The organism is Streptomyces sp. NPDC045678, assembly GCF_056432085.1.
This window is the reverse complement of sequence record NZ_JBWKJS010000001.1, coordinates 785,470-812,233: the sequence shown is the minus strand read 5'-3', so window position 1 is coordinate 812,233 and position 26,764 is coordinate 785,470. Positions and strand designations below refer to the sequence as shown.

Annotated in this window: 24 protein-coding genes, 1 tRNA gene and 1 pseudogene; 11 read left to right on the top strand and 15 right to left on the bottom strand. The window is 70.9% G+C overall.

Annotation, left to right across the window (positions count from 1 at the left end; genetic code table 11):
• The first annotated feature begins 72 nt into the window (after positions 1–72).
• Positions 73–408, top strand: a complete 336-nt coding sequence (locus tag AC07DO_RS03540; RefSeq protein ID WP_479056725.1) for a DUF397 domain-containing protein — start codon at positions 73–75, stop codon at positions 406–408.
• Positions 409–710: 302 nt separating this feature from the next.
• Here the strand turns inward: AC07DO_RS03540 and AC07DO_RS03535 are convergent, their stop codons facing one another.
• Together AC07DO_RS03535 and AC07DO_RS03530 are read right to left on the bottom strand one after the other, a co-directional pair.
• Positions 711–998, bottom strand: a complete 288-nt coding sequence (locus AC07DO_RS03535) for a helix-turn-helix transcriptional regulator (RefSeq protein WP_479056724.1) — start codon at positions 996–998, stop codon at positions 711–713.
• Positions 999–1,181: 183 nt separating this feature from the next.
• Positions 1,182–1,253, bottom strand: a tRNA-Val gene (locus AC07DO_RS03530).
• A 186-nt stretch (positions 1,254–1,439) separates the two neighbouring features.
• Here AC07DO_RS03530 and AC07DO_RS03525 point away from each other — a divergent pair.
• The 5 genes and pseudogenes from AC07DO_RS03525 to AC07DO_RS03505 all read left to right on the top strand — a co-directional run bounded on the left by AC07DO_RS03525 (position 1,440) and on the right by AC07DO_RS03505 (position 6,338).
• On the top strand, positions 1,440–2,315 hold the full coding sequence (locus AC07DO_RS03525; RefSeq protein ID WP_479056723.1) for a DUF4097 family beta strand repeat-containing protein: 876 nt from the start codon (positions 1,440–1,442) through the stop codon (positions 2,313–2,315).
• A 167-nt stretch (positions 2,316–2,482) separates the two neighbouring features.
• Positions 2,483–3,919 (top strand): hypothetical protein, encoded by a 1,437-nt coding sequence (locus tag AC07DO_RS03520; protein WP_479056722.1) that lies wholly within the window; start codon positions 2,483–2,485, stop codon positions 3,917–3,919.
• Between the two features lie 196 nt (positions 3,920–4,115).
• Positions 4,116–4,660, top strand: a pseudogene (locus AC07DO_RS03515) (DUF4383 domain-containing protein).
• Positions 4,661–4,683: 23 nt separating this feature from the next.
• A complete protein-coding gene (locus AC07DO_RS03510) occupies positions 4,684–5,334 on the top strand; it encodes a bifunctional 4-hydroxy-2-oxoglutarate aldolase/2-dehydro-3-deoxy-phosphogluconate aldolase (protein WP_479056721.1) in 651 nt (216 codons plus the stop codon).
• Positions 5,331–6,338, top strand: a complete 1,008-nt coding sequence (locus AC07DO_RS03505) for a sugar kinase (protein WP_479056720.1) — start codon at positions 5,331–5,333, stop codon at positions 6,336–6,338. The genes AC07DO_RS03510 and AC07DO_RS03505 overlap by 4 nt, the downstream gene beginning before the upstream one ends.
• 385 nt (positions 6,339–6,723) lie before the next feature.
• Here AC07DO_RS03505 and AC07DO_RS03500 read toward each other — a convergent pair whose 3' ends face one another.
• The 4 genes from AC07DO_RS03500 to AC07DO_RS03485 are packed head-to-tail and all read right to left on the bottom strand — an operon-like array spanning position 6,724 to position 11,473.
• Positions 6,724–6,948, bottom strand: coding sequence for an FmdB family zinc ribbon protein (locus tag AC07DO_RS03500; RefSeq protein ID WP_479056718.1), 225 nt, complete (start codon positions 6,946–6,948; stop codon positions 6,724–6,726).
• Positions 6,949–6,957: 9 nt separating this feature from the next.
• A complete protein-coding gene (locus AC07DO_RS03495; protein WP_479057512.1) occupies positions 6,958–7,767 on the bottom strand; it encodes an HAD family hydrolase in 810 nt (269 codons plus the stop codon).
• Positions 7,768–7,769: 2 nt separating this feature from the next.
• Entirely contained in the window at positions 7,770–10,265 is a 2,496-nt protein-coding gene (locus AC07DO_RS03490) for a phosphoribosyltransferase (protein WP_479056717.1), read from the bottom strand.
• Between the two features lie 14 nt (positions 10,266–10,279).
• The gene (locus AC07DO_RS03485; RefSeq protein ID WP_479056716.1) at positions 10,280–11,473 is read right to left on the bottom strand and encodes an HpcH/HpaI aldolase/citrate lyase family protein; all 1,194 of its coding nucleotides are present in this window, start codon (positions 11,471–11,473) and stop codon (positions 10,280–10,282) included.
• Positions 11,474–11,719: 246 nt separating this feature from the next.
• Between AC07DO_RS03485 and AC07DO_RS03480 the strand changes: the two genes are divergently transcribed.
• Positions 11,720–12,592, top strand: coding sequence for a TerD family protein (locus AC07DO_RS03480; protein ID WP_479056715.1), 873 nt, complete (start codon positions 11,720–11,722; stop codon positions 12,590–12,592).
• 16 nt (positions 12,593–12,608) lie between these two features.
• Here AC07DO_RS03480 and AC07DO_RS03475 read toward each other — a convergent pair whose 3' ends face one another.
• From AC07DO_RS03475 to AC07DO_RS03450, 6 genes are all read right to left on the bottom strand, one after another.
• Positions 12,609–13,346: a TerD family protein gene (locus AC07DO_RS03475; RefSeq protein ID WP_479056713.1), complete on the bottom strand. Its 738-nt coding sequence runs from the start codon at positions 13,344–13,346 to the stop codon at positions 12,609–12,611.
• Between the two features lie 157 nt (positions 13,347–13,503).
• On the bottom strand, positions 13,504–14,649 hold the full coding sequence (locus AC07DO_RS03470) for a DUF475 domain-containing protein (protein ID WP_479056712.1): 1,146 nt from the start codon (positions 14,647–14,649) through the stop codon (positions 13,504–13,506).
• 64 nt (positions 14,650–14,713) lie between these two features.
• Complete coding sequence (locus AC07DO_RS03465; protein WP_150167339.1) at positions 14,714–15,289, bottom strand: TerD family protein; 576 nt, start codon at positions 15,287–15,289, stop codon at positions 14,714–14,716.
• Positions 15,290–15,417: 128 nt separating this feature from the next.
• Positions 15,418–15,993 carry a TerD family protein gene (locus AC07DO_RS03460; protein WP_479056710.1) on the bottom strand — a complete coding sequence of 192 codons (576 nt, stop codon included), beginning with the start codon at positions 15,991–15,993 and terminating at the stop codon, positions 15,418–15,420.
• A gap of 113 nt (positions 15,994–16,106) precedes the next feature.
• Positions 16,107–16,574 carry a peroxiredoxin gene (locus AC07DO_RS03455; RefSeq protein ID WP_479056709.1) on the bottom strand — a complete coding sequence of 156 codons (468 nt, stop codon included), beginning with the start codon at positions 16,572–16,574 and terminating at the stop codon, positions 16,107–16,109.
• A gap of 173 nt (positions 16,575–16,747) precedes the next feature.
• Positions 16,748–17,179, bottom strand: coding sequence for a DUF3052 domain-containing protein (locus AC07DO_RS03450; RefSeq protein WP_150183914.1), 432 nt, complete (start codon positions 17,177–17,179; stop codon positions 16,748–16,750).
• Positions 17,180–17,548: 369 nt separating this feature from the next.
• Between AC07DO_RS03450 and aceE the strand changes: the two genes are divergently transcribed.
• Positions 17,549–20,281: a pyruvate dehydrogenase (acetyl-transferring), homodimeric type gene (gene aceE / locus AC07DO_RS03445; protein WP_479056707.1), complete on the top strand. Its 2,733-nt coding sequence runs from the start codon at positions 17,549–17,551 to the stop codon at positions 20,279–20,281.
• Positions 20,282–20,490: 209 nt separating this feature from the next.
• Here the strand turns inward: aceE and AC07DO_RS03440 are convergent, their stop codons facing one another.
• Entirely contained in the window at positions 20,491–20,865 is a 375-nt protein-coding gene (locus tag AC07DO_RS03440) for a peptidase inhibitor family I36 protein (protein ID WP_479056706.1), read from the bottom strand.
• Between the two features lie 197 nt (positions 20,866–21,062).
• Positions 21,063–22,673, bottom strand: coding sequence for an MFS transporter (locus AC07DO_RS03435; RefSeq protein ID WP_479056704.1), 1,611 nt, complete (start codon positions 22,671–22,673; stop codon positions 21,063–21,065).
• A gap of 114 nt (positions 22,674–22,787) precedes the next feature.
• Between AC07DO_RS03435 and AC07DO_RS03430 the strand changes: the two genes are divergently transcribed.
• From AC07DO_RS03430 to AC07DO_RS03420, 3 genes are all read left to right on the top strand, one after another.
• Complete coding sequence (locus tag AC07DO_RS03430; RefSeq protein ID WP_479056702.1) at positions 22,788–23,441, top strand: TetR/AcrR family transcriptional regulator; 654 nt, start codon at positions 22,788–22,790, stop codon at positions 23,439–23,441.
• 107 nt (positions 23,442–23,548) lie between these two features.
• Positions 23,549–24,760 carry an alpha/beta hydrolase gene (locus AC07DO_RS03425; RefSeq protein ID WP_479056701.1) on the top strand — a complete coding sequence of 404 codons (1,212 nt, stop codon included), beginning with the start codon at positions 23,549–23,551 and terminating at the stop codon, positions 24,758–24,760.
• A gap of 75 nt (positions 24,761–24,835) precedes the next feature.
• Complete coding sequence (locus AC07DO_RS03420; RefSeq protein ID WP_479056700.1) at positions 24,836–25,717, top strand: DUF4429 domain-containing protein; 882 nt, start codon at positions 24,836–24,838, stop codon at positions 25,715–25,717.
• Positions 25,718–25,747: 30 nt separating this feature from the next.
• On the opposite strand, the gene AC07DO_RS03415 is transcribed toward AC07DO_RS03420, so the two are convergent.
• On the bottom strand, positions 25,748–26,764 hold the full coding sequence (locus AC07DO_RS03415; protein ID WP_479056699.1) for an aldo/keto reductase: 1,017 nt from the start codon (positions 26,762–26,764) through the stop codon (positions 25,748–25,750).

The following is a 26,764-nucleotide window of genomic DNA, read 5'->3' as shown; positions in this document are numbered from 1 at the left end:
CCCACGAACTCCTGCCGCACGGCAGGTGTCCCAGCCCTGGCCTGTCCAGGACCCACCCCAAGGAGGCGCCCCATGGGCACGCTCACCAACGGCCGGACCACCATCCCCTACGACAACTGGACTGCACCGCAGCTCGACTGGCGCAAGGCGGGCCGAACCGACCTCGACCCGATCCTGAAGGACTGCGTGATCCTCGCTGCGGCCCCGGACGCCAAGGGCCACCCGCACCACAGCATCCCGGACGGGACCCGCATGGTCGCGATCAGCGACGACAAGGACACGGCCGCCCCGGTCCTCCTCATGAGCCGGGTGGAGATCAGCAAGTTCTTCGACGGGGTGATCGCGGGTGAGTTCGACGAGTTCCGGGCGAGCAAGGACGAGCTCGAAGCAGCTGCCGCCACAACCTGACCCGGAGCCGGGAGCGGACGAGGCCTGGCAGGCACCACGTGACAACCGCCAGTCCCTGGAGGGCGGTCCCGTCTGCACCACGCACACGGGGCCGCCGGCGCCGACGATCCGGAGCAGCACGGGCACTCACATCTGCCACATCTGCACGCCCCTAGGGCGGACAGCGGCGGACACGTGGGCGATCGTGCGGCGGGAAAACGTCATTCTGGATGGCCCGTACTGGCGCGAGAAAGGGCCGGCCACCTGATCCGCGCTGCCGAACGGCGGCCTCGACCGGTTCCCCCGATCCGGCCGAGGCCGCTCTACACGAGGTCGCGGAGCGGCAGTTCGAGTGCGTCGGCGATGAGGATCAGGTGATCGACGAGGGTCGCGTAGGCGCCTTGCTCGATGCGGTTGATCGTCTTGCGGTCGAGGCCCGTCTTCTCGCCGAGGGTCTCCTGAGAGAGCTTCCGGCTGAGGCGTGCGGCACGTACGTGATCTCCGACGGCCCGACGGCCCGGCGGCGGGTGATTGCCCAGTCGGGCAAGGGATCGGATGGCACGGATCAACGCTGGTCGGCGCGAGAGCGGTGTCCGGTGTGGGGTGTTCACGTGTCCGCCTACCGGCCATCCGTGGCTCTGACTCGGTCAGAGCACGCCGCCCCACCCCGTATTCGGGGTGGGGCGGTCTAGTTTGTTCGTACGGCCCCCGCCGACGACTCTACGCAGAGACCCCCCGGCCGATCATGGCCAGGGGGTCCGAAAACAGGCTCTCACCTGCTACTTATTACCCGGTGGGCGCGGACGGTTTCGAACCGCCGACATCCTCCTTGTAAGGGAGGCGCTCTACCCCTGAGCTACGCGCCCGGGAACGAGTGGACAGCCTACCTTGCCGCGGGCAGTGCCCTGCAAACCCCTTTTGCGTCGTCGCCGGGAGGGCGGCGTTCGGGGGTTAACCCCACCCCGGATCCTGCGGCGGCCCGGATCCTCCCGCCTCGAGCGGTTCCGTAGAGTCTGTCGCAGAGAGCAAGATCATTCCAGGGGGAGCCCGTCATGACCGTCGTCCGCACCCGTCGTCCACGCGCGGCCGGCGCTGCCCGCGCCACCCGCGCCCTCGCCTCCGTCGGCGGAACCGTGGCCGTCGTCCTGCTCGTCGGCGCGTGCGGGGCGGACGCCGATGACGACACCGAGCCGGAGCGGCGGACATTCGCCCTGGCGGGGAAGACGCTGACCGTCGAGTCCAGCGACTCCTCGCTCGAACTGGTCCCGGCGGGCCGGGGCGCCGAGGGCGTGAAGGTGACCCGGTGGTTCGACGGGGAGACCGTGCTCGGCGGCGGCCCCAAGGTGACGTGGGAGATGGACGGCGACCGCCTCAAGCTCGGCATGTCGTGCTCCGGAGTCATCGCCAACTGCTCGGCCAAGCACCGCGTGGAGGTGCCCCGCGGAGTCTCCGTGCACGTCGAGAACAGGGACGGCCCGGTCACGGCGAGCGGGTTCCGGGACGCGATGAAGGTGCGTACGCGGGACGGGTCCGTCACCGTCAAGGACGCCGGCGCCGCGCTCGACCTGCACAGTTCCGACGGGGCGATCCTCGTGGTGGGGGCCACGGGACCGCTCGACCTGCGCAGCTCCGACGCGTCTGTCACCGCCCGCTACGTGACGTCCCGGCGCGTGGCCGTCGATGCCAAGGACGGAGCCGTACGGCTGGAGCTGGCCTCCGTGCCCGACCGGGTCGAGACCCGCACCAAGGACGGCTCCGTCGACATCGCGGTGCCGGACTCGAAGAACGGCGAGCGCGTCCGGTACGACGTACGGACCGAGACCTCCGACAGCGCCGTCGACGTGTCGGTGCCCAAGGACGACAGCAGCCCCCACCACGTCTCCGTCAACAGCACCGACGGCAAAGTCACGGTGCGCAGCGCGAACTAACGGGCCCGTGTATTCGTCCTTAACCGGTGGGAGAATGTGACACCGGGCAGGGCGGATGACAGCACGGGAGAGGGATAGTGACGGCGACACCTTCGCAGCCGTACACACCGGACAGAGCAGGGGTCAGAGGCGCGACCGAGGCGACAGACGCGGGAGGCACGGCAGGGGTGGCCGAGGCGGCGGCGGGCCGTGCGGCTCCTGCGACTGCTGCGGCTCCCGCGGTCCGTGCCTGCGGTGCCTCCTCCCGCCGGCTCCGCGGGAGCGCACGCCGCGCCCCCCTGCGTGACACCCTCGCCCTCGTCACCGCCGTCACCCTCTCCCTGCCGCTGCTCGCCCTCGCCGTCCCGGCCGCCTTCGCGGGCGGCGGCACCCGGCGCTGGTTCGGCGGGCGCGGCGAGAGCCTGCGTGCCGAGGCGCAGGCCGCGAAGGACGCCGCCGCGGCGGCCTTCTACGAACTGGACACCGCCCAGCGCGACCTCCGCATCTCCATCGAGACGATCGTCGCCGTCGACTCCTCGCCCGCGGCCCGGCGCGCCGTGTCCGACTTCGAGGCGATCGGGCTCCGCATCGACGAGGTCAGCCACCAGTACATCAGCGCGGTGGACGCCCACGACCTGGACCGCGATGACCTGGAGTCCTCCGTCGCGGCCCGCGCGAGGACCGAGCTCACCGCCGCGAAGACGGAGCTGGGCAGGACCAAGCAGGACCTGGAGCGCTTCCAGCAGGGCCTCGGGCCGCTGCTCGACAAGGCGGAGACCCAGCTCGCCCGGCTCGCCCCCGCGGTGGAGCGGGCCCGCCAGACGTTGCTCGCCGCGAGCAACGCCCTGGACTCCGTGCGCGCGGCCGGTCTCAAGGCCGACGACCTCGCCGCCCGCCTCGCGGCCCTCGGCCCCGAACTGACCAAGCTCAACCAGGGCGCGGGCCGCCACGGCGTACCGGAGACGCTGCAGCGCGCCGACCGCGTCCTGCGCGACGCCGAGGCCGTGCGCGCCGAGGCCGAGCGGCTGCCCGAGCGGGCCGCCGAGATCGACCGGCGCCTGGTCTCGCTGCGCACCCGCGCGCAGGCCCTGACGACCCGTACGGGGCAGGTCGACCCGGTCCTCAGCGAGCTGCGGCGCCGGTTCACCGCCGCGTGCTGGCAGGACCTGCAGCACGTCCCCGACCAGGCGGCGGAGAACGTGCGCCAGGCCGAGGCCAAGCTGAAGGAGGCCCAGCGGGCGCGCGACGAGCAGCGCTGGCCTGACGCCACCTCGCGGCTCTCCACGGTCCGGGCGCTGCTGAACACCACGGACGAGGCGGTCTCCGCGGCCGGCGACCGCCTCCAGCGGCTCAACGCGGTGTCGAAGGACCCGCAGCAGGAGATCGAGCGCACTCGCTTCGCGATCCGGGACGCGCAGCGCCTGGCGATGGCGGGCCGCCAGACGCCCGAGCAGCGCCACGCCCGCCCGCTCGACGAGTCCGTGGCCCGCCTGGACCGCGCGGTGGCGTCCCTGGAGGGCCGCCACCCCGACTACTGGCACTTCCTGACCGAGACCGAGGCGGTCCGCACGACCGTGGCCCGCGTGGTCGCGCAGATACGGGAGGAGCGGGGGCAGGGCGCCTGACGCCCCGCCCCCAACCAAGCGCGCCCCGACCACCGCCCGACCGCCGCGCACGTGCGCGTGGACGTGGACGTGGACGTGGCGCAGGTGCGGGTGCGTGTGCGTGTGCGGGTGCGTGTGCGTGTGCGTGTGCGTGTGCGTGCGGCAGACCCTGTCGTACGGGCGGATCCTGGAGTCACGCACGCACCAGGAGGCGGCCATGGCCACACATGCGCTTCATCCGGGGACGAAGCGGGGGCAACGAAATCGGTGGGGGCGACGGGAGCGGCGCCGCATCACGCTCGACGAGCACCTGCCCGTGGACCACCGGCTGAACCAGGTCTACCGCACGGGCGCGGGTCTGATGGGACTCATCCTGCTCGCGTTCGGCGTTCTCGGGCTCATCGACAAGGTCGGGTTTTCGACACGCGCGGCGACACGGTCGTCGGCCTCAGCACGAACGGTGCCCTCAGCGTCCTGTCGATCGCCGTCGGACTGCTGCTGCTCGTCGGCATGGTGATCGGCGGCAACTTCGCCTCGACCCTGAACATGGTCCTGGGGATCCTGTTCGTCGTCAGCGGCTTCGTCAACCTCGCCCTGCTGGACCGCAGCCAGAACATCCTGGCGTTCCGGATGCAGAACGTCCTCTTCAGCTTCGTGGTGGGGCTGCTGCTGATGGTTTTCGGGATGTACGGCAGGGTCAGCGGCGGTCTTTCGCACGACAACCCCTACTGGAAGGCGCGCCACCCGGATCTCTCCGGCTGAAACGGCTGTGCGAACGTGGGGAGATGCTCGCCTCTTCCCCGGCCTTCCCCGCGGCTCTCCGGGCGCGGCGCCTCGTCGCCATCGTGCGCGGCTCCGACCCCGACGCCTCTTTCCGTACGGTCATGACGCTCGTGGAGTCCGGCGTCCCCCTCGTCGAGGTCTCCCTCAGCGGCGCCGACGCGCTCGGCGTGCTGCGGCGGGCGCGGGCGGAGCTGGGCGCGGACGCGTGGCTCGGCGCGGGGACCGTACTCACCGCCGACGACGCGCGCCGGGCGGCCGACGCGGGCGCCAACCTCATCGTGACGCCCGGGCTCGGCGCGGGCGTCGACGAGGCCGCCCGGCTCGGCCTCCCGGTGCTCGGCGGCGTCCTCACGCCCACCGACGTCATCGCGGCCCGCGCGGCGGGCGTGACGGCGCTGAAGATCTTCCCCGCGTCGGCGATGGGCGGCCCCACCTACCTCAAGGCGTTGCGCGCCCCGTTCCCCGACGTCCCGTTCGTGCCGGTCGGCGGCGTGGACGCGGTGGCCGCGGAGGCGTATCTGGAGCTCGGCGCGGTCGCGGTGGGCGTCGGCTCACCGCTGATCGGCGACGCGGCCGACGGCGGCGACCTGGACGCGCTGCGCGCGCGGGCGGCGGAGTTCGTGCGGGTGACGGAGGAGGTGTCCCCCCGATGAGCACGCCCCCCGATACCCACGACATCCGCGACATCCGCGACACCCCCGAAAGCCCCGAAGCCCCCGAAGCCCCCAACGTCCTCACGCTCGGCGAGACCATGGTGGCCCTGCGCGGCAGCGGCCCCCTGAAACTGGGCGGCTCCCTCGACGTCTCCGTCGCCGGCGCCGAGAGCAACGTCGCCATCGGCCTGTCGCGCCTCGGTCACGCCGTCCGCTGGGCGGGGGCGGTCGGTGACGACGAGGCCGGCGAGCTGGTGCTGCGCACGCTGCGCGCGGAGGGCGTCGACGTCGGCGCGGCCACGCGTGATCCGTCGGCGCCGACGGGTCTGCTCCTCTTCGAACCCCGGCTGCCGGATGTGACCCGCGTGCACTACTACCGCGCGGGCTCGGCGGGTTCACGGCTGGCCCCCGACGCCGTCGACGCGGCGTTCGCGGCGGGGGCGCCGCGCGTCCTGCACCTCACGGGCATCACCCCGGCCCTGGGCCCGTCGCCGGCGGAGGCCTGCCGTCGCGCCCTGCGGCTCGCCCGCGACCACGGCACGCAGGTCTGCCTGGACGTGAACTTCCGCTCCCGCCTGTGGAGTTCCGACGAGGCGTCGACGGAGCTCCGCGCGTGGCTCCCCTACGTCGACGTGCTCATCGCCTCCGACGACGAACTCCCCCTGTGCCTCCCGTCCGCGGAGCCGGAGAGGTCTCTCCTGTCCGAAGGGATCCGCGAACTCGTGGTCAAGCTCGGCGCCCGGGGAGCCACCGTCCACACGGCCGACGACACGCTGCACTCCCCCGCACGGCAGGTCCACGCGGTGGACGCGGTAGGAGCGGGCGACGCGTTCGTGGCCGGCTACTTGTCGGCGCTGCTCGACGGCGCGGACGTGGCGACCCGCCTGGACCGCGCCATCACCACGGGTGCGTTCGCGGTGGCCTCCCGAGGCGACTGGGAGGGAGCCCCCACAAGATCGGAACTCCCCCTGCTGACCGCAGGAACAGGCACGGTGCTCCGCTGACCCGCGCGCCTTCGGCACAGCCCCGGGTGGACTTCCCAGGGGCACGACGGTGACGCAGGCCCAGGCGAACCAACCTGGAGCGCGATGGCGACGCAGGCCCAGACGGACCACCCAGGGGCGCGATGGCGACGCAGGCCCAGACGGACCACCCAGGGGCACGATGGCGACGCAGGCCCAGACGGACCACCCAGGGGCACGATCGCGACGCAGCCCCAGACGGACCACCCAGGGGCACGATCGCGACGCAGACCCGGACGGACCACCCAGGGGCGCGGGGAACTGCGCGATCAGCCACCACGCACCCGCAGCTCACCACAACCGGACCGCCCCGGAACCGCCCCCGCGCCGCCCCGAGCCGCCCCCCGCATCTCCTCCAAGGGCGACCTCAGCCGCAGCAACCGCCCCCACAGCATCCGCCTCCACCGGGCGCGGACGAGGGCGCGGGTGAGGACGAGGACGACGCGGAACCCCCTACCGCCACCGTGGACAACAGCTTCACCGTGTCCTCGTGTCCGGCAGGGCAGGACGCCGGCGCCCCCGACTCCGCCATCGGGCGCGACAGCTCGAACGTGTCACCACAGGACCGGCACCGGTACTCATAACGAGGCATGGCCCCAGGTTACTGGGGCCCCACCGCCGACAGGAACGCCCCGGCGATCTTCTCCCCCGCCGCGATCCCCCGCTCCGAAAGCACCGTGAGCCCCGCCGCCATGAACCCCGTGTCCGCGAGCTCCCCGTGCCCCGGCCGCCAGGACCGGTCCGCCGCGAGCAGCAGGTCCGCGTCGAGCAGCGAGTCGCCCGCGGCGAGGATCTCCTCGGCCCCGGCCCGCCGCGCGACCTCCCGCACGGCCGCGCTCTTGGTGAGCGGCTTCGGTACGGCGTACAGCTTGCGGCCCTGCAGCGAGACCGTCCAGCCGCGCCCCTCCGCCCAGACGGCGAGCTCCTTGACCCACTCCTCGGGCAGCAGCGCCCGCTCGACGACGAGGTACGCGAAGAGGTCCTCGGCGACGCGTTCCTTGAGCAGCCAGGCGGGGTCGGCGGTGCGCACCAGATGGGCGCGGACCTCGTCGAGCGTCGCGCACTCCGCGGCGAGGCGGCGCGCGACCGCCACCTGCCAGTCGGGGTCGGAGACGCCGTCGACGAGCAGGTGCCCGCCGTTGGCGCAGACCGCGAACTTCGGCGCGGGGCCGGGAAGACGGATGCGCCCGTACTGTTCGCGCGTACGCGTCGTGGTCGGCACGAAGACGCCCGTGCGGCCCAGCTCGTCGAGGAGCCCGGCGGCGGTCTCGGTGACGTACGACAGCGGCCTGCCCTCGTACACCTCGACGCAGAGCAGCCGCGGCGCCTCCGCGTCCGGCATGGTCAGACCGAGCGCGGCGGCGGAGTAGATGAGGGTGCGGTCGAGGTCGCTGGCGACGATCCGGGTCACGGTCACCGGGACGCCACCGCCTTGCCGTCCGCGCCGGTCGCGCCGCGCGTGTACTGCGGGTGGATCAACCCGACGCAGGTGTAAGGGAGTTCGTCGACCTCCTCGACGGGCACGCCTCGCTGCTCGGCGAGCAGGCGTACGTGGTCGAGGTCCGCGCCCGCGCCCTTGCGGGCCAGGATCTTCCAGGGGACGCGGCGCAGCAGCACGCGCGTCGTCTCGCCGACGCCCGGCTTGACGAGGTTCACGTCGTGGATGCCGTACTCCTCGCTGATCCGCTCGACGGCGGCCCAGCCCTCCCAGGTCGGCGCGCGGTCGGCCGCGAGCAGTTCCTTGACGCGTACCTCCACTGCGTCGGCCACCTCGTCGAAGTGCGCGGCGACCGCGTCGACGAAGTGCCCGGACACATCGGCGTCGGCGAGCTCGCGGTAGAACTTGCCGCCGTGGAAGTCGTCGGGACCGACCAGGTCGGCGCGGAGCACCGTACGCGAAATCAGCCCGGAAACCGTGGAGTTGAGGCAGGCGGAGGGGATGAGGAAGTCCTCGCGGGTGCCGTAGGTGCGGACGCACGAGCCGGGGTCGGCGAGCACGGCGATCTCGGGGCTGAAGCCGGCGGGGCCGCCCGCCTCCTCGAACTGCCGGATCGCGTCCGCCAGTTCGCGGGTGATCGCGCCCTTGCCCGTCCAGCCGTCGACGAAGACGACGTCGGCCGGGTCGTGGTGCGCGGCGAGCCAGCGCAGGGCGTTGGCGTCGATGCCGCGGCCGCGGACGATGGACACGGCGTAGTGCGGCAGGTCGAGGCCGTGCCGGTGCGCGGCCCAGCGGCGCATCAGGACGCCGACGGGGGTGCCCGCGCGGGCCAGGGAGACCAGGACCGGGCGCGGGGACCGCTCCGCGAGCACGGTCTCGGTGACGGTTCCGACGGCCTGTGCGATGCGGGCGGCCGAGGTGTCGAGTGCGGCGCGGAACAGTTCCTGGTAGCGCTCGCTCGGCTGGTACTCGACGGGCAGCGACTCGGCGTAGTGCGCGCCACCGCTCTGTATCGCCTCCTCGCGCTCCTCCGTGGGCGCCTCGAGCGTCACGTCCGAGAGGTCCTGGAGCAGCCAGCCGACGTCTTCGGGCGCGTACGAGGAGAAGGCGGGGCCACGGAGTGGCTCGGGAAGCATGCGGGACCTTTCGGGAACGTACTCGGGCACGCACTCGGGGACGTGCCCGGGTACGTACGAAGGGACGACGGCCAGCAGGACGTGTCCGGTGTGCGCGGACAGCTGCGCCAGCAGTCCGTCCTCGGCGTGCAGTCGAGGAGTGTCCGCGACGGAGTCGACGACGGCGACGATCGCGTCGAAGGCGGCGCCCGCGACGTTGTAGGCGTACCGGGTCCCGGGGCCGTCGGCCGGGTCGTCGTGCGCGGGGAAGGCGAGGCGGGTGCGTATCGCGTAGCCGGGGTCGTCCACGGCGAGGACGGGCGAGCGGGTCGTGGTGGAGAACCGCACCTCCGCCCCGGTGTGCCGGGCCAGCTCGACGCCGAGCGCCAGCGGCGCGTACATCAGCTCTTCGAAGCCGAGGACGAGCACGCGGCCGCGGCGGACGCCGTCGGGCAGCGCGTCCGCGATCCGGGCCGCCATGCCGGGCAGGGCCGCGTCGAGGGCCGCCCGGTGCGCGGGCGTGAAGCCGTGCCGCCCGCCGTCGGGGACGCCCGCGGGCCAGCCGAGGTCGACGCGGTCGACCGGAGCACGCTCCCCCAGCGGCTGCGGGACGGCGGCGGCGCCCTCGTGCTCGGCGACCAGCGCCTGGCCCTTCTCCAGGACGCCGTCGGGCAGCCGCACCGTGCCGGACGCGGCCGCGACGAGGTCGACGTGCGCGCCGATCTCGCGGGCGAAGTCGGCGAGCCGCCCCTGGTCCTCGGGCGAGCGCATGTCGACGAGCGCCACGATGACGTACCGCTGGCGCGGGAAGCGCTCGTGGAGGGCGCGGACGGTGTTCAGGACGGTGTTGCCCGTGGAGAACTCGTCGTCGACGAGGACGAGCGGCCCGTCCCCCGCGAGCAGCCGGGGGTCCTCGGGCAGCAGCAGGTGCGAGGTGGCGTGCGAGTGGGACTCCTCGAAGCCGCCGGCGCGCTCGACGCCCTCGACGGGGCGCCGGGTGGAGTGCAGGTAGGGGGCGAGGGCGACGCCGTCGGCGACGGCGTGGCCGAGGCCCGTCGCGGTCTCCGCGTAGCCGAGGACGACGGCGCGCCCGGCTTCCTCGTCGCCGAGGAGGTTCCGCACCCGGACGCCGAGGTCGCGCCCGGCCGCGTACACGACCGACGGGAGCTGCGGGACGTGCTTGCCCAGGACGTTCGACACCAGGAGGTGGGCCCGCTTGGGGTTGCGGCGCAGGGCGAGGCCGAGCATGCCGGGCAGCGCGTCGTCGCCGTCGAGGCCGACCCCGAGCCGCTCGGCGACCCAGCTTCCCGACCACACCGGCGTCTCGGGCACCGCGTTCTTGGATATGTACGTCATGTTCCTCTTGTCCATCAGCCGGGCAGCCCCGCCGTCAGCAGTTCGACGAAGCCGACGTCCTCCTTGGCGACGCCGAAGACCTCGGCGCGGCGCAGGGTCCGCTCGGCCCAGGCGCGGTGCGGCTTCACCTCGTTCATCTTGTTCGTGTACGAGGAGCGCAGGACCCCGCCGCCGCCCCGCTCCGGGCGCAGGATGTCCTCGGCGTCGCTGAACTCCTCGTGGCTGACCACGGAGAGCGCGTGCACGGGCAGCACGTGCGAGGGGTGGATGCAGGTCTTGCCGAGCAGGCCGTTGGCGCGGTCGAGTTCGATCTCGCGGAGCAGGCCGTCCATGTCGTGCTCGATGAGGGCCTGGCGCAGTTCGTCGGCGCGGCCCTCGAGGAAGGGGCTGCGGCGCAGCTGCGGCTTGAACATCCGCTCCTGCACGCGGAAGTACTCCCAGACCGGGCCTGTCACGGTGAAGCCGGTGCCGTCGGCCCTGCCGAGGACGTTGACCACGTCGGCGATGACGGAGGCGACGATCTGGACGTCGTAGGCGGTCATGTCCGGGGGCCTGCGCAGTCCGTACGCCGAGCAGAAGTCGGTGACGCCGAGGCGCAGCGCGAGGATCCGGTCGCGGTACTTGTCGACGGTGCGGGCTATCCCGGAGAGGGTCTCGGCGCGGCTCTCCAGGTGCAGCAGCTCGGGCGACTCCAGGACGGGCATGGCGAAGAGCCGCCGCGCCGGGCCGCCGTTTCCTTCGGGGCCTGCCGGAAGCTCCGCCTCCGCGGCCGCCAGCGCCTCCAGGAACGGAACGCCCCGCTCCTCGGTGAACTTGGGCAGGACGAATCCGGACAGCAGTCGGACGCTCGGGCCGAGCCTGCGGACCAGGTCGGGTATCTGCTCGGCGGCGCGGACCCGGATGAAGAGCAGGGGCGGCTCGACGTCCCGCTCCGCCAGGTCGGCGAAGTGCCGGACCAGGTTCTCCTCGGCGTCGGCGACCTCGGCGTCGTCGATGGAGTCCTCCAGGCAGACCACCATGGACACCACGCCGCGCCCGGCCTGTTTCAGGATGTCCTCGGCGAGCCGGGGGCGGGTGGCCGGGCTGTAGAGCGTGGCGCCCAGGGCGGGCGCGAGCAGGTGGGGCGGGGAGTCCGCGGTGAAGGCACACGGCTCCCGGTGGAAGAGGCGGTGCCGCACCTCTGGGGCGATATGCCCGAAATGACGCATGTGATTCCCTGCTATCGCCTGTTTCGTCGACGTGGGCCGTTCTGATGTGGCCGGTAATAGTACGTAGAGACGGGTGCCGGGGGTTCCCTCCGGGCATGAACTTCAGGTAACCCGGCCATGTCACACATGCTCACCACACAACCGTCGCACGCTCGCACCACCCGCAGGTCAGGAGCATGATGACGCGGCCGGGACCTTGAGGCCCCCGCGTTGTCCCACCCCTGCGGGGGAAGGCAGGATGACCGCATGACGCACGCGATGTTGAAGGGGTCGAACATCCCTCTCGAAGCCTCGGCCGTCCGCGCCGTGCTGCGCTGGACCCCCGGACAGGGCGTCCCCGACGTCGACGCGTCGGCGCTGCTGCTCGGCGGCGGCGGTCGGGTGCGCTCGGACGAGGACTTCGTCTTCTACAACCAGCCGCGCCACCCGGCGGGCAAGGTCTGGCGGCTCGGCAAGAAGCGGACCGCCGAGGGCCTGACGGACACCATCCAGACGGACCTCGCGGGCATGGAGCCGGCCGTCAGCCGCGTGCTCCTGGCCGCGTCGGCGGAGGGCGTCGCCTTTGAACACGTGCCCGCGCTGCGGATCCTGCTGTACGACGCATCCGTCGCCGAGGGCGAGCCGCTCGCGTACTTCGACATCACTCCGCAGACCGGCGAGGAGACGGCGCTGATCTGCGGGGAGCTCTACCGCCGCGGCGAGGGCTGGAAGTTCCGCGCGCTCGGCGAGGGGTACTCCAACGGCCTGGAGGGCCTCGCCTCCGACTTCGGCATCTCCGTGGACGACTCCGACTCCGGGGCCCCGGGGCCCGCGCCCTCGGCGTCCTTCCCGCTGCCGCCCCAGCAGCCCATGCCGCAGCAGCCGCCGGGCCCGTCCGTCGCCCAGCCCGCGCCGCAGTCGCCGCCCCAGCCCTCGTACGGCTATCCGCCCGAGCCGCCCCGGCACCCGGCGCCCCAGCCCTCCTACGGCTATCCACCGGCCGCGCCCACCCAGCCGACCCCGATCGTGCAGCCGGCCCCCGTCGCCCAGCCGTCGTACGGCTATCCGCAGCCGGTGACCCCGATGCCGGACCCGAACTTCCGGCTGCCTCCGCAGGGGCCTCAGTTCCTGTCCCGCTGACGGGGCCCGCACGGGGTCAGCCCACCTTGGACTTGTAGCCGCGGCCCCACTGGAGCCCCCAGCCGTACAGCCGGTCGAGCTCGGCCTGGAAGCCGTAGACGAACTTGACCTCGCGGCGCACGATCAGCTCGTCCTTGACGTTCTCGATGGAGACCACCGCGCACGAGCGGGCCTGCGGCTGCCGCTCGTCCAGGTCGATCTCGACCCGGGGGCCGTTGCTGGGGTAGAGCGTGACCTTCGCGTGGGTGCGATCAAAGGCGGGCGTCTGGTCGTAGATGTACACGAAGATCAGCAGTCGCTTGATCGCCTCGCGGTGGTCGAGGTTGACGTAGAGCGTCTCGCCCGAGCCCGATCCGAACCGGTCGTCGCCGCTGCCCTTCACGTACGGCGGCGAGTTGAGGCTCCCGAAGAAGTTGCCCAGCGGCTGCACCACGCCCTTGTCGCCGTCGGTCAGCTCGTACAGACAGCCCAGGTCGAGGTCGACGTTGACCATGCTCTGCGTGTGCGCCTGGACCGGCTCCGGGCGGAACATCTGGAAGGGGTTCCGCAGCAGGCCGCCGCCGCGCGGCTTGCCGACGAGGTCGGACGTCCGCATCTGCCAGGACAGGTTCACGCGCAGGTTGCCGGTGGCCGCGCCCTGCTTGGAGAGCGAGACCGTCGGGTGCCGCTTGGTCAGTTCGATGGAGTTGGTGGCGGCGCTGCCCGACTCGTAGTCCGTCGAACGCCCACGCCACAGACCGTCCCAGAAGGACATTCCGCCCCCAAGTGCCCTTGTGCCACCTACGAATACCGACGGGGCGGCCATGAGGACATCTCCTCGACGGCCGCCCCGCACAGAGCGTTCCTCACCCTGGCCGTCGTCACACTCCGGGAACCGGAATCGGACAGCTCGGCGAGGGAATCGGTCAGTCTCAGACGCCTGAGGAGACCTCCGCCTTGCCGCCGGAACTCCCCTGCCCCTCGGCTGCCGCGAGCCGCTTGTTCCTGATCACCGACGAGATGAAGGACCAGGCGATCAGGATGACGCCGACGGAACCGGTGATGACCTCGTGGATCTCGTACTGGATCGTGACCAGGAGGATCACCGCGAGGGCGCCGATCGCGTAGTGCGCGCCGTGCTCCAGGTACACATAGTCGTCGAGAGTGCCCTGGCGGACCAGGTAGACCGTGAGGGACCGGACGTACATGGCGCCGATACCGAGGCCGAGCGCCATCAGCACGATGTCGTTGGTGACGGCGAAGGCGCCGATGACACCGTCGAAGGAGAAGGACGCGTCAAGGACCTCGAGGTAGAGGAACATGAAGAACGCGGCCTTGCCGGCCAGGACGACGGCAGGAACCTTCTTGCCCGACTTCGCGGCCGCTTCCTCCTGCTCGTGCTCGCGCTCCTCCTCTTCCTCGAGCTTGTTCTCGAAGTATCCGGAGAGGCCGCCGACCACGAGATAGGTGATCAGACCCGCGATGCCTGAGATGAGGACTGTCTGCGCCTTGTCCACATGCATGCCGCCGTGCTGGTGGGCGTGGGTGGCGACGGTCATGGCGGAGATCAGGAGCACGACGAGCGCGATGCAGACCGACAGCATGTCGACCTTGCCGAGCTTGGCGAGCGGACGCTCCAGCCAGCCCAGCCACTTGATGTCCCGGTCCTCGAAGATGAAGTCGAGGAAGATCATCAGCAGGAACATGCCACCGAAGGCGGCGATCGACGGGTGGGCGTCCGTGACCAGCTGCTGGTACTGGTCCTTGTCGTTGAGCGCGAGACGGACGGCCTCGATCGGGCCGATCTTGGCACTGATGGCCACGATGACGACGGGGAAGACCAGTCGCATGCCGAAGACCGCGATCAGCACACCGACGGTGAGGAAGATCTTCTGCCAGAAGGCATTCATCTTCTTCAGGATTCCGGCGTTGACCACCGCGTTGTCGAAGGACAGCGAGATCTCGAGGACGGACAGGATCGCCACGACTCCGAAGCCTGTCCACCCCCCGTAGAACACCGCGGCGACCAGGCCGAGCGCGGTGACCGCGAACGACCAGCCGAAGGTTTTCAGAAGCACTGGCTACCCAATCGTGTGTGTACGGGCTCCCGTGTAGCGGTCTCCCCCGCGCCGGTCCCCTGCTTTACGAAACGTTGACCCCGAAGTCTAGAGCGATACCGCGCAGGCCGGACGCGTACCCCTGCCCGACCGCACGGAACTTCCACTCCCCGCCGTACCGGTACACCTCGCCGAAGATCATCGCCGTCTCCGATGAGGCGTCCTCGCTGAGGTCGTAGCGGGCCAGTTCCTGGCCGTCCGCCTGGTTCACGACGCGGATGAACGCGTTGCTGACCTGGCCGAACGTCTGACCCCTGTTGTCCGCGTCGTGGATCGAGACCGGGAAGATGATCTTGTCGCAGTTCTCCGGGACCTTGGAGAGGTCGATCAGGAGCGACTCGTCGTCGCCGTCACCCTCACCCGTGAGGTTGTCGCCGGTGTGTTCGACGGAGCCGTCGGGGCTCTTCAGGTTGTTGTAGAAGACGAACCACTCGTCGCCGAGGACCCGGCCCGCGTTGCACAGCAGCGCGCTGGCGTCGAGGTCGAAGGGGGCGCCGGTGGTGGAGCGCGCGTCCCAGCCCAGGCCGACGAGGATCTGGGTGAGGTTCGGTGCGGCCTTGGAGAGGGAGACATTGCCTCCCTTGGCGAGTGTGACGCCCATGGTGAAGTCCTCCCCGTGATGACGGAAACCCCCGGGCGGCGGTGACCGCGCACGGGGTGGTGAGCACGTCCGGCGCCGCACCTCGAAACTGTGCGGCGCCGGACGGAGAGCGCTGGGGCGTGCTCGACTCAGACGTTGACGCCGAAGTCCTGCGCGATGCCGCGCAGACCCGAGGCGTAGCCCTGGCCGACCGCGCGGAACTTCCACTCGGCGCCGTGGCGGTACAGCTCGCCGAAGACCATGGCGGTCTCCGTCGAGGCGTCCTCGGAGAGGTCGTACCGCGCGATCTCCGCGCCGCCCGCCTGGTTCACGACGCGGATGAACGCGTTGCGCACCTGGCCGAACGACTGCTGGCGGTTCTCGGCGTCGTAGATCGAGACCGGGAAGACGATCTTCTCGACATCCGCGGGGACCGCGGCCAGGTCGACCTTGATCGCCTCGTCGTCGCCCTCGCCCTCGCCGGTGGTGTTGTCACCGGTGTGCTCGACGGAGCCGTCGGGGCTCTTCAGGTTGTTGAAGAAGACGAAGTTCTGGTCATTGCTGACCTTGCCCTCCGCGTTCGTCAGGATCGCGCTGGCGTCGAGGTCGAAGTCCGTACCGGTGGTGGTGCGGACGTCCCAGCCGAGGCCGACCAGAACCGCGGTCAGTCCCGGCGCCTCCTTGCTCAGCGATACGTTGCCGCCCTTGCTGAGGCTGACTCCCACGAGTCCTCCCAATTGGTGTCCAGGGGCGGGGAGCCCCAAGCGTTGCGTTGCCATCGGATCAACGTGTGGATCCTAGTGACCGGTTCCCGGCCGCGAGCGAAAACAGGGCTCGCTCAGAGCGTTTCGAGCGCCTCGACGTACTCGTTCAGGTCACGCGCGTCGGGCAGGCCGTTGACGACGGTCCAGCGCACCACGCCCTCCTTGTCGATGATGAAGGTGCCGCGCACCGCGCAGCCCTTCTCCTCGTCGAAGACGCCGTACGCCCGCGAGACCTCGCCGTGCGGCCAGAAGTCGGAGACCAGCGGGTACTCCAGGCCCTCCTGGTCGGCGAAGACACGCAGCGTGTGGATGGAGTCGTTGGAGACCGCGAGCAGCTGCGTGTCGTCGTTGACGAACTTGGGGAGTTCGTCGCGGAGCGCGCAGAGCTCGCCGGTGCACACGCCGGTGAAGGCGAACGGGTAGAACAGCAGCACCACGTTCTTCTCGCCGCGGAAATCGGACAGCCGCACGGTCCTGCCGTGGTTGTCCTTCAGCTCGAAATCCGGGGCCTTGGTGCCGGCCGCGATTCCATCGAGCGCCATGTGTACGCATCCCTTCGACGGGGCCCATTCGGGTGGGGCTGTTCGGGTGAGTCCACCCTACGTCCGTGCGATCCGCACGGCCCGTACCCCACGCAGGCCCCACGCATGCGCGAGGCTCCCCGCCGACCCGCAGGTCGGCGAGGAGCCTCACCAGCACTCGTTCCAGCGGAGTGCTATCGCTTCTTGGCGGCGCCCTTCGGCGTGTTGAGACGGCTGCCGCTCCAGTCCTTGCCGGCGTTGACGCTCTTGGTCGCCGACAGGCCCGCGGTGGTGGCCGCCTCGCCGATCTCGCTCGGCTCGACGTAACCGTCACGACCGGTCTTCGGAGTCAGCAGCAGAATCGAGCCGCCCTCCTCCATGTACGCGATGGCATCCACCAGCGCATCAGTCAGGTCCCCGTCGTCCTCACGGAACCAGAGCACCACGGCGTCGGCCACGTCGTCGTACTCCTCGTCGACGAGCTCTGTGCCTGTGGCCTGCTCGATGGCCTCGCGGAGCTCCTGGTCGACGTCGTCGTCGTAGCCGATCTCCTGGACCACCTGGTCGGGCTGGAAACCAAGCCTTACGGCAAGGTTCGTCTCCGCGTGGTCCGCGGTCGCGCTCACGGATTGCCTCCTGATCATGTTTTTGGGAATGCCTGTCAGCCACGCGCGTGCGCGGGGCGTTGGCCGTAGTCCACACGGGCGGGGCGGATCGCGCAAGTACCCGGCCGCCGAGACCGCCGAAACGGTGACGTTCCCGACCGTGTCGCCGCAACTGTCGCCACACCCGTACGAGACCGAACGGCTCTGCGAAGCGGTTAGGCAGGATGGGCGTATCGTTGCGATTTGGGCCGAGCCTACCCCAGGGACGGCCGGCGGAGCGTCGCGGTTACCTCTCGGTAGACATGACGTTCGCTTCCGCGAGGTACACGATGGGGAGCGGTGCAAGGCCAGGTGTGACCCAGGCGAGAGCCCCAACAGCGAAGGAACAGCGTGGCTTCCGGATCCGATCGCAACCCGATCATCATTGGCGGCCTGCCGAGTCAGGTCCCGGACTTCGATCCCGAAGAGACCCAGGAGTGGCTCGACTCCCTCGATGCCGCGGTCGACGAACGCGGCCGCGAGCGGGCCAGGTACCTGATGCTCCGGCTGATCGAGCGCGCGCGGGAGAAGCGCGTCGCCGTGCCGGAGATGCGCAGTACGGACTACGTCAACACGATCGCCACCAAGGACGAGCCGTTCTTCCCCGGCAACGAGGAAATCGAACGCAAGGTCCTGAACGCCACCCGCTGGAACGCCGCGGTGATGGTCTCGCGGGCCCAGCGCCCCGGCATCGGCGTCGGCGGCCACATCGCCACCTTCGCCTCCTCCGCCTCGCTCTACGACGTGGGCTTCAACCACTTCTTCCGCGGCAAGGACGAGGGCGACGGCGGCGACCAGATCTTCTTCCAGGGACACGCGTCCCCGGGCATCTACGCCCGCGCCTTCCTCCTCGACCGGCTCTCCGAGCAGCAGCTCGACGCGTTCCGGCAGGAGAAGTCGAAGGCCCCGCACGGCCTCTCGTCCTACCCCCACCCGCGCCTCATGCCGGACTTCTGGGAGTTCCCGACCGTCTCGATGGGCCTCGGCCCGCTCGGCGCGATCTTCCAGGCCCGCATGAACCGCTACATGGAGGCGCGCGGCATCGCCGACACCTCCAAGTCGCACGTGTGGGCCTACCTCGGCGACGGCGAGATGGACGAGCCCGAGTCGCTCGGCCAGCTCTCCATCGCCGCCCGCGAGGGCCTGGACAACCTGACCTTCGTCGTCAACTGCAACCTCCAGCGCCTCGACGGCCCGGTGCGCGGCAACGGAAAGATCATCCAGGAGCTGGAGTCCCAGTTCCGCGGTGCCGGCTGGAACGTCATCAAGCTGGTCTGGGACCGCAGCTGGGACCCGCTGCTCGCGCAGGACCGCGACGGCGTCCTGGTCAACCGGCTCAACACCACGCCCGACGGCCAGTTCCAGACGTACGCGACCGAGACCGGTTCGTACATCCGCGAGCACTTCTTCGGCGACGACCACCGGCTGCGCGCCATGGTCGAGAACATGACCGACGAGCAGATCCTGCACCTGGGCCGCGGCGGACACGACCACAAGAAGGTCTACGCGGCGTACGCGGCGGCCAAGGCCCACAAGGGCCAGCCGACGGTGATCCTCGCGCAGACGGTCAAGGGCTGGACCCTCGGCCCGAACTTCGAGGGCCGCAACGCCACGCACCAGATGAAGAAGCTCACGGTCGACGACCTCAAGGGCTTCCGCGACCGCCTGCACATCCCGATCACGGACAAGCAGCTGGAGGGCGGCGCCCCGCCGTACTACCACCCGGGCCGCGACTCCGAAGAGATCCAGTACATGCACGACCGCCGCAAGGGTCTTGGCGGGTACGTCCCGACCCGCGTCGTGCGCTCCAAGCCCCTCCAGCTGCCCGAGGACAAGGCGTACGCGGCCGCGAAGAAGGGCTCGGGTCAGCAGTCGATCGCCACCACCATGGCGTTCGTCCGCATCCTGAAGGACCTCATGCGGGACAAGGAGATCGGCAAGCGTTTCGTGCTGATCGCCCCCGACGAGTACCGCACCTTCGGCATGGACGCGTTCTTCCCGAGCGCGAAGATCTACAACCCGCTCGGCCAGCAGTACGAGGCCGTGGACCGCGAGCTCCTCCTCGCGTACAAGGAGTCACCGACCGGCCAGATGCTGCACGACGGCATCTCGGAGGCGGGCTGCACGGCGTCCCTGATCGCCGCAGGCTCGGCCTACGCGACGCACGGCGAGCCGCTGATCCCCGTCTACGTCTTCTACTCGATGTTCGGTTTCCAGCGCACCGGCGACCAGTTCTGGCAGATGGCCGACCAGCTGGCCCGCGGCTTCGTCCTGGGTGCCACCGCCGGCCGCACGACACTGACCGGCGAGGGCCTGCAGCACGCGGACGGCCACTCGCAGCTGCTCGCCTCGACCAACCCTGGCTGCGTCGCCTACGACCCCGCCTTCGGTTACGAGATCGCGCACATCGTCAAGGACGGCCTGCGCCGGATGTACGGCCCCGACAGCGAGGACGTCTTCTACTACCTCACCGTCTACAACGAGCCGATCCAGCACCCGGCCGAGCCCGCCGACGTGGACGTCGACGGCATCCTCAAGGGCATCTACCGCTTCAAGGCCGGTGAGCAGGGCGCCGTCCCGGCGCAGATCCTCGCCTCCGGTGTCGCGGTGCCGTGGGCGGTCGAGGCGCAGCAGATCCTGGCCTCGGAGTGGAACGTCAAGGCGGACGTCTGGTCGGCGACCTCCTGGAACGAGCTGCGCCGCGAGGCGGTGGACGTGGAGCGCCACAACCTCCTGCACCCCGAGGAGGAGCAGCGCGTCCCGTACGTGACGCGGAAGCTGTCCGGCGCCGAGGGCCCGTTCGTGGCCGTCTCGGACTGGATGCGGAGCGTTCCGGACCAGATCTCCCGCTGGGTGCCCGGCACGTACCAGTCGCTGGGTGCGGACGGCTTCGGCTTCGCCGACACGCGTGGTGCGGCCCGCCGCTTCTTCCACATCGACGCGCAGTCGATCGTGGTCGGCGTGCTGACCGAGCTGGCGCGCGAGGGCAAGGTGGACCGCTCCGTCCTGAAGCAGGCGGTCGACCGCTACCAGCTCCTCGACGTCACGGCGGCCGACCCGGGCGCGGCGGGCGGCGACGCGTAGCACGGCACGCCCGGCGGGGCGGAGGAACGAGCCGGAGGGCGGCGGGATCGGTTCCCGTCGCCCTCCGGCTTTCCCGCGGCGTCCGCGGGCCCTTCAGGACGTGCGGTGCGTCGCGCGATCCGGCCGGTTCCGCGACCCCGTACGGCCGCGTGAGCCGGGGAGCTTGCGCGTGGTGCGTCCGGGGCCCGCCACCGTCCGGGTACCCCCCTTCAGCTCTCCCAGACCTTGAAGGCCCGGATGCGGTACGGCGATTCGGGCGCCCAGGTGCCGCTGCCGGGGTACGTGTCGAACTCGCCGGTCTCCGCGCACTCCGCCGACTGGTACACGGTGACGGGCCGTCCCGTGCGGTTGGCGAGGGATTCCGCGCTGCCCCCCTCCGGCAGCGCGGTGCAGCTCTCGATGTCGATGTCCGACAGCTCGTACACCTGGCGGGCACCCTTGAACTGCGCCTTCTGCCAGAGACACACCTCCCCCGGGCCGCAGGGACGCAGCGTCGGCGGGGCGGCGGCCCCGGCGTGTGCGGGTGTGAGGATGACAGCGGCGAGTGCGGCTGCCGCGATGGTCGTGGGCATGGTCGTACGCATGTGCTCAACCCCCGTGTGCCGGCGTTCTTCCGACTGCACTGTGGACCCGCCCTTCGGGGCGTCGGAAGGGGTACGAAGAGGCCTCACCCTGATAGGCGAAAGCCCCCCAGGATGTCCCTGAGGGGCTTTCCCCGACACGCGTGGCCCGGACGTGCGGCTCAGACGTGCGGCCCGGATGTGCGGCCCGGATGTGTGGCTCAGATGTGGCCGACGCCCGCGCCCGCCTCGGCGTTGTCGCCGCGCTTGGTCAGGAACGCGACGAAGACCGCGGCCACGGCGACACCGGTGGCGACCAGGCAGGCCATGCCCATGCCCGACATGAAGGTGTCGTGCGCGACCGAGGTGATCTGGTCGGCGATGGACGGCGGGGCCTTCGGCGGCACCGGCGCCACACCGACCTGGACGGCTTCCGCCGCCTTGTCGAGCTGGGCCTCGCTGAGCGGCGGGAGCTTCGCGTCGGCCCAGTTGTCGGGCAGGTCGCTGTCGACCTTCGAGGCCATGACGGCGCCGAGGACGGCCGTGCCGAGGCTGCCGCCGATCTGCATCGCGGCCTGCTGGAGGCCGCCGGCGACGCCGGAGAGCTCCATCGGCGCGTTGCCGACGATGACCTCGGTGGCGCCGACCATGACGGGGGCGAGGCCGAAGCCCAGGAGGGCGAACCAGATCGACATGAGGCCGCTGCCGGTCCCTGCCTCCAGCGTGGACATGCCGTACATGGCGACGGCCGTGCAGAGCATGCCGCCCGCCAGCGGGATGCGCGGGCCCATCTTGGTGATCATGGCGCCCGCGAGCGGCGAGCCGACGATCATCATGCCGGTGAGCGGCAGCAGGTGCAGACCGCTGTCGACGGGGCTCATGCCGTGCACGTTCTGGAGGTAGAAGGTGACGAAGAAGAGTCCGCCCATGAACGCGATGGCCATGAGCACCATCAGGACCACGCCCGCGGACAGCGGCACCGAACGGAACAGGGCCAGCGGGATGAGCGGTTCCTCGACCTTCGACTCCCAGACCGCGAAGAGCGCGAAACTCACCACGGAGGCGCCGATGAAGGTCCAGGTCATGCCCGCGCCCCAGCCCCACTCCGGGGCCTTGATGAGCGCCCAGACCAGGCAGAACATGGCCGCCGACAGCAGCGCGATGCCGACCACGTCGAAGGACTTCGGCGCGTTCTCCGCGCGGTGGTCCTTGAGGATGACGATGCCGAGCACCAGGGCGATGACGCCGACCGGCACGTTGATGAAGAAGACGGACTGCCAGCTGACGTGCTGGACGAGGAGGCCGCCGAGGATCGGGCCGCCGGCCGTGGAGGCGCCGATGACCATGCTCCAGAGCCCGATGGCCATGTTGAGCTTCTCGGCCGGGAACGTGGCCCGGAGGAGGCCGAGCGCGGCGGGCATCAGCAGGGCTCCGAAGAGTCCCTGGAGCACGCGGAAGACGACCACCATCGCGATGCTGTCCGAGAGGCCGATGGCTCCGGAGGCGGCGGCGAAGCCGACCACGCCGATGAGGAAGGTCTGCCGGTGGCCGAAGCGGTCACCCAGCTTGCCCGCGGTGATCAGCGCGACGGCGAGCGCGAGGAAGTAGCCGTTGGTGATCCACTGGACGTCCGCGAAGGTGGCGCCGAGGTCCTTCTGGATGGCCGGGTTGGCTATCGCCACGATGGTGCCGTCGAGGGCGACCATCATCACGCCGATCGCCACGGCGAACAGCGTCAGCCAGGGGTGGCCACGGAGCCCCTTGGCCGGGGCCGGAACGGGGGCGGGCTCCGGCCCCTTGTCCGCCTTGTCGACGGTGATCTGACTAGTCATGCGACGAGGTTAGTGACAGCGACTGACAGTTGACAAACCATTTCACTAGTCGGTAACTGTCACGTCGCTCACAGGTAAGGTGAACTGGGAAAACGCGAGGAAGAGGGCCACGGCGTGAAGACGACCCAGCCGGCGACGGGACTGCGCGAGCGCAAGAAGCAGCGCACCCGGGACACCCTCCTGCGCGTGGCGCTCGAACTCTTCACGACCAAGGGGTACGAGGAGACGACCGTCGACGAGATCGTCGAAGCGGTCGACGTCTCGCAGCGCACCTTCTTCCGGTACTTCGCCAACAAGCAGGAAGCCGCCTTCGCCGTCCAGCAGATGATCGAGGCGCGCTTCGTGCAGGCCGTGCGCGACCGCCCCGCCCACGAGGCCCCGCTGGTGGCGCTGCGCGGCGCCGTCCTCGGCACCTGGGAGGCGATGGGGCAGTCCATCGAGGAGGTCGTCCCGGTCGAACTCCACATGCGCACCTATCAGATGATCGAGTCGACACCCGCGCTGCTCGCCGTCCACCTGCGCCGGTCCATCGAGACCGAGGACGAGGTGGCCCGCGTGATCGCCGAGCGTGAGGGGCTCGACCTGGAGACCGACCCGAGGCCGCGCGTGGCGGTGGCCGCGTTCAGCGGCGTCATGCGGATCACGGGACGCCTGTGGGGCGCGGGCGAGGACACCAGCCCGGAGTCGATCCGCGCACTGACGGAGACGTACCTCGACCACCTGGGACCCGCACTGGCGGAGGGCTGGCGCACCACACACGGAGCGTGACCCGGTGGCAGCGGATGCGCCCGCTATGCCTCAATTCACCCTCCAGAAACGTGATCTGCACCACGCGATGCACGGTAAACATCACGGTTCTCCTAGGGTGTTCCGTAGTGACTTCCTTCGACTCCTCCCCCCAACTCAACGCATGGCGCGCCCTGCTCGCGCTCGCCGTCGTGTTCGTCATGCTGGCGACGACCGGCTGGACCGCCGTGCGCCACAACAGGGGCGACGCGTCGCCCCTGCAAGCCGCGCTCTCCGCCTGGGAGCGGGGAAGCATCGACGGGCGCGAACTGCCCGACCCCGATGCCCCCGCCGGCCGGCTCGCCCGCTTCTTCGCCTCCCTCGACGGACACCAGCGCAACCGGCTCGCCGGCCGCTACCCGCTCGCGGTCGGCAACATGAACGGCGCGCCCGCCACGCTCCGCTACCGCGCGAACCACATCGCGCTGGGACAGGCCCGCAAGGTCGAGCGTGAACGCATGCACGACAAGCGCCTCTCCCCGCTGGGGCAGCAGGAGGCCGAGCGCAGGATGAAGCGGTTCGGCGTGATGATGCGCCCGGGACGCCAGGTCCTCGCCTTCGACCCCATGGGCTCCGGACGCATGGCGGAGGTCTTCGGGGACTTGGACAAGGCCCGCCGTGTCTCCGTCGTCGTGCCCGGTGTCGACACCAACGTGCTGACCTTCGAGCGGACGTTCCGCAAGTACTCGGCGCCGGTGGGCATGGCGAAGTCGCTCTACCGCGCGGAGCACGCGGTCAGCCCCCGCTCGCGTACCGCCGTGATCGCCTGGGCCGACTACACCGCGCCCGTCGGCATCGGTGTGGACGCGGCCACCGCGATGCGCGCCGAGGACGGGGCCACCCGCCTCGAAGCCATGGTGCGCGGCCTGCCGGGCCGTACCCCGGTCGCGCTGTACTGCCACAGCTACGGCTCCGTGGTGTGCGGTGTGGCCGCGCGGGACCTGCCTTCGCGGGTCACGGACATCGCGGTGGCGGGCAGCCCCGGCATGCGGGCCGACTCGGCCTCCCAGCTGGGCACGGGCGCCCGGATCTGGGCGACCCGGGACGGCGACGACTGGATCCAGGACGTCCCGAACATGGAGTTCGGCGGGCTCGGCCACGGCGCCGACCCGGTGGCCGAGGGCTTCGGGGCGCGCGTGTTCTCCGCGACGGGCGCTCGGGGCCACACCGGCTATTTCGAGCCGGGCACGGAGAGCCTGCGGAACTTCGCGGAAATCGGGACCGGTTCGTACCACGCGGTGCGGTGTGCGAGCGGGGACGGTGCCTGCCGGAACGGTATTTCCGGCGGGGCAGCGGCCTGACGCGCGTAGAAATCTATGAAACAGCGGCCCGCCGCAGGAGGGACGGAGGCGCGCGTGCCGCCTACGATGAGCCGCATGGGTGATGTTCTGGCCGGATTTCATGCCGCCTGGGAGTTCGAGTCCGACTCTGTGCTCATCCGCTTCGAACGGGGAATCCGCACGCCGAAGCTGTTCCAGGCGCTCGGCGAACGGCGCATCCCCCACGAAGCGATCTCGGCGGTGACGCTCTCCCCCGGCAAACGCGGGACCGTGGTCCTGCATGCCGTCCCGAGACCGGGCGCCGATCCTCTGATGGAGGCCGCGGCGGGGCAGCTCAAGGAGAGCTGCGACCCGTACCGTCTGGTGCTGCCCGCGGAGCGGGAGACGCTCGCCGAGTACTACGCGGACGAGCTGCGCGCGCAGCTGCCGCCGGACGACGGAGAGAGCCCGGACCGCTTTCTGGTGGCGCCGCCCGAGGCACCGCTGCAGTTCAAGGCGTACGACGGGAAGGCGTCCTTCGACGGGAAGCTGGTGTCGTTCCGCTGGTTCTGGACGGGGGCGTCCTCGGCGAAGTGGAAAGCCGGTGACCAGAGCTTCCTGGTCACCGACCTGAGCGGCATCGAGTGGCGCTCCCCCGAGGTGTTCGAGGGCCATCTGCGGCTGCTGCGGCGCGAGACGCCGGTGGCGCAGCCCGCACAGGCCGACCAGGACCCGGCGGCCGTCGTCTTCGGCCTCGGCTACGGCCCGGTCCACGAGTCGCTGCCGTTCGCCGCGTCGGTCCTCGCCGCGGTGCGGGCGTCGGGCCCGGCGCCGAACTCCGACGGCATCGGCGCCGTCGCCGCCGTGACGCCTGCCGTGCGGCGCGACCCGGCGGACATCGCGGAGCGCATCCGGCACCTGGGCGAGCTGCACCGAGCGGGCCTGCTCACGGACGACGAGTTCACGATGAAGAAGACCGAGCTCCTCGCCGAGCTGTGATGACACAGGCTCTGCGGCCCGACCGTTGCGCTACTCGCGTCCCGCCGACGTGAAGGTCATGTCGGCGTAGCGGTCACCCTTGACGCCGGCGGCGATCGGTTCGAGGGCGGCGAGGTCGTTCTCGGTGAGGGTGATGCGGGTGGCCGCGGTGTTCTCCTCGACCCGGGTGGCCTTGCGGGTGCCGGGGATCGGGACGACGGGCAGGCCGTGGACGCCGGCCTGCTGCTGGACCCAGGCCAGGGCGATCTGGCCGAGGCTGGCTCCGTGCGCCTCGGCGACGGAGCGGACGGGGGCCAGGAGGGCGGCGTTGGCGGTGGCGTTGGCGCCGGTGAAGCGGGGCTGCCGGCGCCGGAAGTCGTCCTCGCCGAGCTCCTTGTCGGCGCTGACGAACGAGCCGGTGAGGAAGCCGCGGCCGAGCGGGGAGTAGGGCACGAGGGCCACGCCGAGGTCGGCGGCGGCCGGGACCACGCCGCGCTCGATGTCGCGGCTGAAGAGCGACCACTCCGACTGCACGGCCGCGATGGGGTGGACGGCGTGCGCGGCGCGCAGTTCGCCGCCGGTGACCTCGCTCAGGCCGATGTGCTTGACCTTGCCCGCCGCGACGAGCTCCGCGAGGACGCCGACCGTTTCCTCGATCGGCACGTTCGGGTCGCGGCGGTGCATGTAGTAGAGGTCGATGACGTCCGTGCCCAGGCGGCGCAGGCTCGCGTCGATACTGGCCCGGATGTACGCGGGGCTGTTGTCGATGCGCCGCTTCGTCGGCTCTGCCGGGTCGATGGCCAGGGCGAACTTGGTGGCGAGGACGATCTCGTCGCGGTGCGCCTTGACGAAGGGGGCCAGGAACTCCTCGTTCTCGCCCATGCCGTAGACGTCGGCGGTGTCGTAGAGGGTGACGCCGAGCTCCAGGGCGCGGTCCAGGGTGGCGCGGGCCTGGTCGGTGTCCGTGGGGCCGTAGGCGAAGCTCATGCCCATGCAGCCGAGACCCTGGACGCCGACCTCGGGGCCGCCCGTGCCGAGCCGCACCTTCGCTATTGCCTTCTCCGTCAT

What these genes read in the sequence shown, in the direction of transcription:
- AC07DO_RS03540 (WP_479056725.1), top strand. Translation starts at nt 73, where the DNA reads ATGGGCACGCTCACCAACGGCCGGACCACCATCCCCTACGACAACTGG.
- AC07DO_RS03525 (WP_479056723.1), top strand. Translation starts at nt 1,440, where the DNA reads ATGACCGTCGTCCGCACCCGTCGTCCACGCGCGGCCGGCGCTGCCCGC.
- AC07DO_RS03510 (WP_479056721.1), top strand. Translation starts at nt 4,684, where the DNA reads ATGCTCGCCTCTTCCCCGGCCTTCCCCGCGGCTCTCCGGGCGCGGCGC.
- AC07DO_RS03505 (WP_479056720.1), top strand. Translation starts at nt 5,331, where the DNA reads ATGAGCACGCCCCCCGATACCCACGACATCCGCGACATCCGCGACACC.
- AC07DO_RS03500 (WP_479056718.1), bottom strand. Translation starts at nt 6,948, where the DNA reads ATGCCTCGTTATGAGTACCGGTGCCGGTCCTGTGGTGACACGTTCGAG.
- AC07DO_RS03490 (WP_479056717.1), bottom strand. Translation starts at nt 10,265, where the DNA reads ATGACGTACATATCCAAGAACGCGGTGCCCGAGACGCCGGTGTGGTCG.
- AC07DO_RS03485 (WP_479056716.1), bottom strand. Translation starts at nt 11,473, where the DNA reads ATGCGTCATTTCGGGCATATCGCCCCAGAGGTGCGGCACCGCCTCTTC.
- AC07DO_RS03480 (WP_479056715.1), top strand. Translation starts at nt 11,720, where the DNA reads ATGACGCACGCGATGTTGAAGGGGTCGAACATCCCTCTCGAAGCCTCG.
- AC07DO_RS03475 (WP_479056713.1), bottom strand. Translation starts at nt 13,346, where the DNA reads ATGTCCTTCTGGGACGGTCTGTGGCGTGGGCGTTCGACGGACTACGAG.
- AC07DO_RS03465 (WP_150167339.1), bottom strand. Translation starts at nt 15,289, where the DNA reads ATGGGCGTCACACTCGCCAAGGGAGGCAATGTCTCCCTCTCCAAGGCC.
- AC07DO_RS03455 (WP_479056709.1), bottom strand. Translation starts at nt 16,574, where the DNA reads ATGGCGCTCGATGGAATCGCGGCCGGCACCAAGGCCCCGGATTTCGAG.
- AC07DO_RS03440 (WP_479056706.1), bottom strand. Translation starts at nt 20,865, where the DNA reads ATGCGTACGACCATGCCCACGACCATCGCGGCAGCCGCACTCGCCGCT.
- AC07DO_RS03435 (WP_479056704.1), bottom strand. Translation starts at nt 22,673, where the DNA reads ATGACTAGTCAGATCACCGTCGACAAGGCGGACAAGGGGCCGGAGCCC.
- AC07DO_RS03420 (WP_479056700.1), top strand. Translation starts at nt 24,836, where the DNA reads ATGGGTGATGTTCTGGCCGGATTTCATGCCGCCTGGGAGTTCGAGTCC.
- AC07DO_RS03415 (WP_479056699.1), bottom strand. Translation starts at nt 26,764, where the DNA reads ATGACGGAGAAGGCAATAGCGAAGGTGCGGCTCGGCACGGGCGGCCCC.